The following is a 6,825-nucleotide window of genomic DNA, read 5'->3' on the forward strand; positions in this document are numbered from 1 at the left end:
GGGGATTTGGAAATTTGATTGCCTTGCCTTTTCAAGGAGAAGCTTACCATCAAGGGCGAACGGTCTTTGTGGATGAACATTTTCAACCTTATGGAGACCAATGGAGGTATCTGCAAGTAATTCAGAAGATTTCAACTGCTAAAGTGGCACTGTTAATCCAAGAGGAGTTAGGCAAGCAAGAATTGGACAAGGAGTTGAAGGTCGTCTTATCCAATATGATCCAACTTGAAAAATCGTCTGTGACACCCAAGACACTGTTTTTCTTGAAAAATATGGCTTCATTTTCTAATCCCGAATTTTATTTAAAGCAGGCTATGCGACAGCCAACCTATCAAATTCCTGAGCGAATGTATTTATTTGGAGAATCCGAACATTATTTATGGCTGCCAAGAGGCTTGCTGTATCCATTGCAAGATAAATTTAAGCAGGTAGTTGTGGAAGATAGGAGAAAAGTACAAAGGTCTATTAGAGCAGCATTTAAGGGAGAACTCACTTTTGAGCAAGACTTAGCCTTGTCAGATATGATTTCCAAAGAAAATGGTTTACTCCATGCGGAGACTGGTTTTGGGAAGACCGTTTTAGGTGCTGCTCTCATCTCTGAACGGAAGACAAAAACAATTATCCTAGTTCATAATAAGCAACTCTTAGACCAATGGCTGGATCGTTTAAACAATTTTTTGACTTTCGAAGAGGAAGAAGCTACCCGTTATACGGCATCAGGCCGTGAAAAGGTAATAGGCTATGTTGGGCAGTACGGTGGGACTAAGAAATGGCTGAGTAAACTGGTTGATGTTGTTATGATTCAATCTCTATTTAAGTTGGAAAATAGCCAAAGTCTTTTGGATAAGTATGAGATTATGATTGTGGATGAGTGTCATCATGTCTCTGCCTTGATGTTTGAAAAAGTTGTTGCTCAGTATAGAGGGAAGTATCTTTACGGTTTAACGGCTACGCCTGAACGTAAGAATGGTCATGAGCCTATTGTTTTTCAGAGAATTGGTGAGATACTCCATACTGCTGATAAGAGGGAAACGGATTTTAAACGGCAATTGCAAGTAAGATTCACTTCTTTTGGTCATTTGGAGATTGAAAAGACTAAGGCAAGTAATTTTATACAGCTTAGTGATTGGATTGCTACTGACTCAGTGAGGAATCAGTTGATTCTCAAGGATATTCTAGCCCAAGTGGCAGAAGGGCGGAATATCTTGGTTTTAGTCAATCGAATTCAACAGATAGATGTCTTTGAAAAGTTATTGAAAGAGAAAGAAGTTGATGATTTTTATATTATTAGTGGCAAAACCAAAGTCCGAGAGAGAACAAGTTTACTGGAGATATTAGAACAGTTAGATAAAGGGTTTGTTTTATTGTCTACTGGAAAATACATTGGCGAAGGTTTTGACTTACCTCAGTTGGACACGCTTATCTTGGCAGCACCCTTTTCTTGGAAAAATAATTTGATTCAGTATGCAGGTCGGATTCATAGAAACTACAAGGATAAGTCTTTGGTGCGGATTTTCGATTATGTGGATATTCATGTTCCTTATTTAGAAAAGATGTTTCAGAAACGACAAGTAGCTTATCGAAAGATGGATTATCGTGTCATCGAGGGTGAGGAGAAACAATTCGTTTATGTTGATAGTAGATATGAGAAGGTGTTGAGAGAGGACTTGGCAGGGGAAAGACAGGAATGTATGCTTATTTTACCTTATGTGCACCAGACAAAACTGATGAAATTTCTAAAAGAATTTAGGATTAGTCAAATTGAGATATGTATACCAGAGACGGTTGCAAATAAAGCATGGCTAGACCAGTTGAAGAGCCAGAAAATTAAAGTATCTTTTACTCAATCAAAAATAGTCACGCCTATTCTTTTGGTAAACAAGACCATTGTTTGGTATGGTGCAATGCCATTATTAGGGAAGGTAGATGAAATGACCATACTACGTTTGGAATCAGCTAGTATAGCTTCTGAACTAGTGGCAGGTTTACGATAGAGAAAACTTTTGAAAATTTCTATGTATGATTTTCATTTCTTTAGTGAGAGTGATGACATTTTCACATTCGAAGCACATCTAACAAGCAGAAGTGAGATAGGTCTTGCAAGAATGGTAAAAATCTGATAAACTATGTAGTAATTGAATAGAAATCCGCAAGACTAGTAACTCAAGGGAAGTATATCAGGGAGGAGAGCCGTGACTGCAAGCTCTCTATATGAAAGCTGGGTGAATTCACTTGCGCATGGATTTAGAAATGAAGGTCTGACTTGTCAGATAAAAACGGATGGTACCGCGTGTCAACGCTCCGAGTGGAGTTTTTGGCATGTGGTTTTCTTTTTATCTTATGAGAGACTGATGGAGGAAATATGTCAACTATTGAAGAACAATTAAAAGCGCTTCGTGAAGAAACGCTGGCTAGCTTGAAGCAGATTTCTGCTGAAAATGAAAAAGAGATGCAAGATTTGCGTGTCTCAGTCCTTGGGAAAAAGGGTTCACTTACTGAAATCCTCAAAGGGATGAAAGATGTCTCTGCTGAGATGCGACCAATCATTGGGAAACACGTCAATGAAGCTCGTGATGTCTTGACAGCTGCTTTTGAAGAAACAGCTAAGCTCTTGGAAGAAAAGAAAGTCGCTGCACAATTAGCTAGCGAGAGTATCGATGTGACGCTTCCAGGTCGTCCTGTTGCGACTGGTCACCGTCATGTCCTCACACAAACCAGTGAAGAAATCGAAGATATTTTCATCGGGATGGGTTACCAAGTCGTGGATGGTTTTGAAGTGGAGCAAGACTACTATAACTTTGAACGTATGAACCTTCCCAAAGACCACCCAGCCCGTGATATGCAGGATACTTTCTATATCACAGAAGAAATCTTGCTTCGTACTCATACATCTCCTGTGCAGGCGCGTGCCATGGATGCCCATGATTTCTCTAAAGGTCCTTTGAAAATGATCTCACCAGGGCGTGTCTTCCGTCGTGACACAGACGATGCAACCCACAGTCACCAATTCCACCAAATCGAAGGCTTGGTTGTTGGGAAAAATATCTCTATGGCTGACCTTCAAGGAACCCTTCAGTTGATTGTGCAAAAAATGTTCGGTGAAGAGCGTCAAATTCGTCTGCGTCCATCTTACTTCCCATTCACAGAGCCATCTGTTGAGGTGGATGTTTCTTGCTTCAAGTGTGGTGGAGAAGGCTGTAACGTATGTAAGAAAACAGGTTGGATCGAAATTATGGGTGCCGGTATGGTTCACCCACGTGTCCTTGAAATGAGTGGTATTGATGCGACTGTTTACTCTGGATTTGCCTTTGGTCTTGGACAAGAGCGTGTAGCTATGCTCCGTTACGGAATCAACGATATCCGTGGATTCTACCAAGGAGATGTCCGCTTCTCAGAACAGTTTAAATAATGATTAGAAAAGTAGAAATGGCAGATGTTGAGGTGTTGGCTAAAATTGCCAAACAAACCTTTCGTGAAACATTTGCGCATGATAATACAGAAGAGCAGTTACAGGAATACTTTGAAGAGGCTTATAGTCTGAAAACTTTGTTAACTGAGTTGGGAAATCCAGAATCCGAAACTTATTTCATTGTGCATGAAGAGGAGATAGCCGGTTTTCTCAAAGTTAACTGGGGAAGTGCTCAGACTGAGAGAGAATTAGAGAATGCTTTTGAAATTCAACGTCTCTATGTGCTACAAAAATTCCAAGGATTTGGACTAGGTAAGCAACTGTTTGAATTTGCTCTTGAACTTGCTACAAAAAATAGTTTTTCTTGGGCTTGGTTAGGTGTTTGGGAACATAATACAAAAGCTCAAGCGTTTTATAACCGATATGGTTTTGAAAAATTTAGCCAACATCATTTTATGGTTGGTCAAAAAGTAGATACAGATTGGTTACTGAGAAAGAAATTAAGGTAAGAAGATGATTCTTCTATTGAAATGATAGGAAAGGAAAAGAACTAGAGTGACAACTGTCATTCTGGAAAACTAAATTATGCTTGTATCTTATAAATGGTTAAAAGAATTGGTGGACATTGATGTTCCATCACAAGAGTTGGCTGAAAAAATGTCAACTACAGGGATCGAGGTAGAAGGTGTCGAATCACCTGCTGCCGGTCTCTCGAAAATTGTCGTCGGTGAGATCTTGTCTTGCGAAGATGTGCCAGAAACTCACCTTCATGTTTGTCAGGTTAACGTTGGCGAAGAAGAAGCCCGTCAAATCGTTTGTGGTGCCCCAAATGTGCGTGCTGGTATCAAGGTTATGGTGGCTCTTCCAGGAGCTCGCATCGCTGACAATTACAAGATCAAAAAAGGGAAAATCCGCGGTCTTGAGTCACTTGGGATGATCTGTTCGCTTGGCGAATTGGGGATTTCTGACTCAGTTGTGCCTAAGGAATTCGCAGATGGCATCCAAATCTTGCCAGAAAATACCGTTCCAGGTGAGGAAGTCTTCTCATATCTAGACTTGGATGATGAAATCATCGAACTTTCAATTACACCTAACCGTGCGGATGCCCTTTCTATGCGTGGGGTGGCTCACGAAGTGGCAGCTATCTATGACAAGGCAGTCAACTTTAAAGAATTTACTCTTTCAGAAACTGACCAAGCTGCAGCAGATGCTCTTTCTGTGGGTATTGAGACAGACAAGGCGCCTTACTATGCCGCTCGTATCTTGGACAATGTGACTATTGCACCAAGTCCACAATGGTTGCAAAACCTTCTCATGAACGAAGGAATCCGTCCCATCAATAACGTAGTGGACGTGACCAACTACATCCTCCTCTACTTTGGTCAACCAATGCACGCCTTTGACTTGGATACCTTTGAAGGAACTGACATTCGTGTGCGTGAAGCGCGTGCTGGTGAAAAATTAGTGACTTTAGATGGTGAAGAACGTGACTTGGAAACAAATGACTTAGTCATCACTGTCGCAGACAAGCCAGTAGCTCTTGCAGGTGTCATGGGTGGTCAAGCAACAGAAATCTCTGAAAAATCTAGTCGTGTAGTTCTTGAAGCTGCAGTCTTCAATGGCAAATCTATCCGTAAGACCAGTGGTCGCCTGAATCTTCGTTCTGAGTCATCTTCTCGCTTTGAAAAAGGCATTAATGTGGCAACTGTTAACGAAGCCCTTGATGCGGCGGCTAGCATGATTGCAGAACTTGCAGGTGCGACGGTGCGCAAAGGCATCGTTTCAGCGGGTGAGCTTGATACCTCTGATGTGGAAGTTTCTTCAACTCTTACTGATGTTAACCGTGTCCTTGGTACAGAACTTTCTTACGCGGATGTAGAAGACGTCTTCCGTCGTCTTGGCTTTGGCCTTTCTGGAAATGCAGACAGCTTTACAGTCAGCGTTCCACGTCGTCGCTGGGATATCACTATCGAGGCAGACCTCTTTGAAGAAATCGCTCGTATCTATGGTTATGACCGTTTGCCAACTAGTCTACCAAAAGACGATGGTACAGCAGGTGAATTGACTGCGACACAAAAACTTCGCCGTCAAGTTCGTACGATTGCTGAAGGAACAGGTTTGACAGAAATCATCACCTATGCTCTAACAACTCCTGAAAAAGCAGTTGAGTTTACGGCTCAACCAAGCAACCTTACTGAACTCATGTGGCCAATGACAGTGGACCGTTCTGTCCTCCGTCAAAATATGATTTCTGGTATCCTTGATACGGTGGCTTATAACGTAGCTCGTAAGAATAAAAACTTGGCCCTTTATGAGATTGGAAAAGTCTTTGAACAAACAGGTAATCCAAAAGAAGAACTTCCAAATGAAATCAACAGCTTTGCCCTTGCCTTGACAGGCTTGGTGGCTGAAAAAGATTTCCAAACAGCAGCAGTTCCAGTTGATTTCTTCTATGCTAAGGGAATCCTAGAAGCATTATTTGCTCGCTTGGGACTAGCAGTGACTTATACAGCTACGGCTGAAATTGCAAGCCTCCACCCAGGACGTACAGCTATGATTTCCTTCGGTGACCAAGTTCTTGGTTTCCTTGGTCAAGTACACCCAGTCACTGCTAAGGCCTACGATATTCCAGAAACGTATGTGGCTGAGCTCAACCTTTCAGCCATCGAAACTGCCCTTCAACCAGCTACTCCATTTGTAGAAATTACTAAATTCCCAGCAGTCAGCCGTGACGTGGCCCTTCTCCTCAAGGCAGAAGTGACTCATCAAGAAGTTGTAGATGCTATCCAATCTGCAGGCGTAAAACGTTTGACAGATATCAAACTCTTTGACGTCTTCTCAGGCGAGAAATTGGGACTTGGTATGAAGTCAATGGCTTATAGCTTGACTTTCCAAAATCCAGAAGACAGCTTAACTGACGAAGAAGTCGCACGCTACATGGAAAAAATCCAAGCATCACTTGAAGAAAAAGTCAATGCAGAAGTGCGTTAAAGTATCAATCCATCCTTCGGGGTGGATTTTTCTTTTCACATAACAATTCAGGATCAAAAACTGACAGTTGAGGAGCAGAGTGGATAAATTAAGTTTGCTACTGTATAATGGATTTATCACTAAACGTGCTCCAGGCCATATTTTACATAGCATTAGTCTTCTAAAAATGGACAGAAGTCATTGTAAAGGCTATCAAAAAGGAGTATAATGAGTGAAAGAAATTTCGGAGGTTAAAGATGCTCGAAGTAAGAAGTCTAGAGAAAAGTTTTGGATCCAAGCAAGTTTTGTTTGGTATTGACTTTCAAGCGCGACCAGGTCGTATTTTGGGACTAGTTGGGAAAAACGGTGCTGGGAAGACAACAATTTTCCACAGTATTTTGAAGTTTTTAGAATATCAAGGAGAAATCAGTCTGGATGGGCAGGAT

The 6,825-nt window shown here is 41.5% G+C and carries 5 protein-coding genes; all 5 read left to right on the forward strand.

The features are described from left to right. The coding region (locus tag SMIDD26_RS02035; protein ID WP_246746854.1) for a DEAD/DEAH box helicase family protein at positions 1-1,994 on the forward strand (1,994 nt) is incomplete at its 5' end. 368 nt (positions 1,995-2,362) lie between these two features. Beyond that, on the forward strand, positions 2,363-3,409 hold the full coding sequence (pheS, locus tag SMIDD26_RS02040; protein WP_049524320.1) for a phenylalanine--tRNA ligase subunit alpha: 1,047 nt from the start codon (positions 2,363-2,365) through the stop codon (positions 3,407-3,409). Further along, the gene (locus SMIDD26_RS02045; RefSeq protein WP_061438747.1) at positions 3,409-3,918 is read left to right on the forward strand and encodes a GNAT family N-acetyltransferase; all 510 of its coding nucleotides are present in this window, start codon (positions 3,409-3,411) and stop codon (positions 3,916-3,918) included. Before pheS ends, SMIDD26_RS02045 begins: the two co-directional genes overlap by 1 nt. Before the next feature lie 76 nt (positions 3,919-3,994). Then, positions 3,995-6,400 (forward strand): phenylalanine--tRNA ligase subunit beta, encoded by a 2,406-nt coding sequence (gene pheT / locus SMIDD26_RS02050; protein ID WP_061438748.1) that lies wholly within the window; start codon positions 3,995-3,997, stop codon positions 6,398-6,400. Positions 6,401-6,636: 236 nt separating this feature from the next. After that, positions 6,637-6,825, forward strand: a 189-nt coding sequence (locus tag SMIDD26_RS02055) for an ATP-binding cassette domain-containing protein (protein WP_134990103.1), incomplete at its 3' end; no start/stop codon positions are given.

It is taken from the genome of Streptococcus mitis (assembly GCF_001579035.1).
In the GTDB taxonomy this organism is placed as follows: domain Bacteria; phylum Bacillota; class Bacilli; order Lactobacillales; family Streptococcaceae; genus Streptococcus; species Streptococcus mitis_J.

Bases quoted from the DNA above. Each gene is read 5' to 3' on its own strand.
- pheS (WP_049524320.1), top strand. From the start codon at position 2,363: ATGTCAACTATTGAAGAACAATTAAAAGCGCTTCGTGAAGAAACGCTG.
- SMIDD26_RS02045 (WP_061438747.1), top strand. From the start codon at position 3,409: ATGATTAGAAAAGTAGAAATGGCAGATGTTGAGGTGTTGGCTAAAATT.
- pheT (WP_061438748.1), top strand. From the start codon at position 3,995: ATGCTTGTATCTTATAAATGGTTAAAAGAATTGGTGGACATTGATGTT.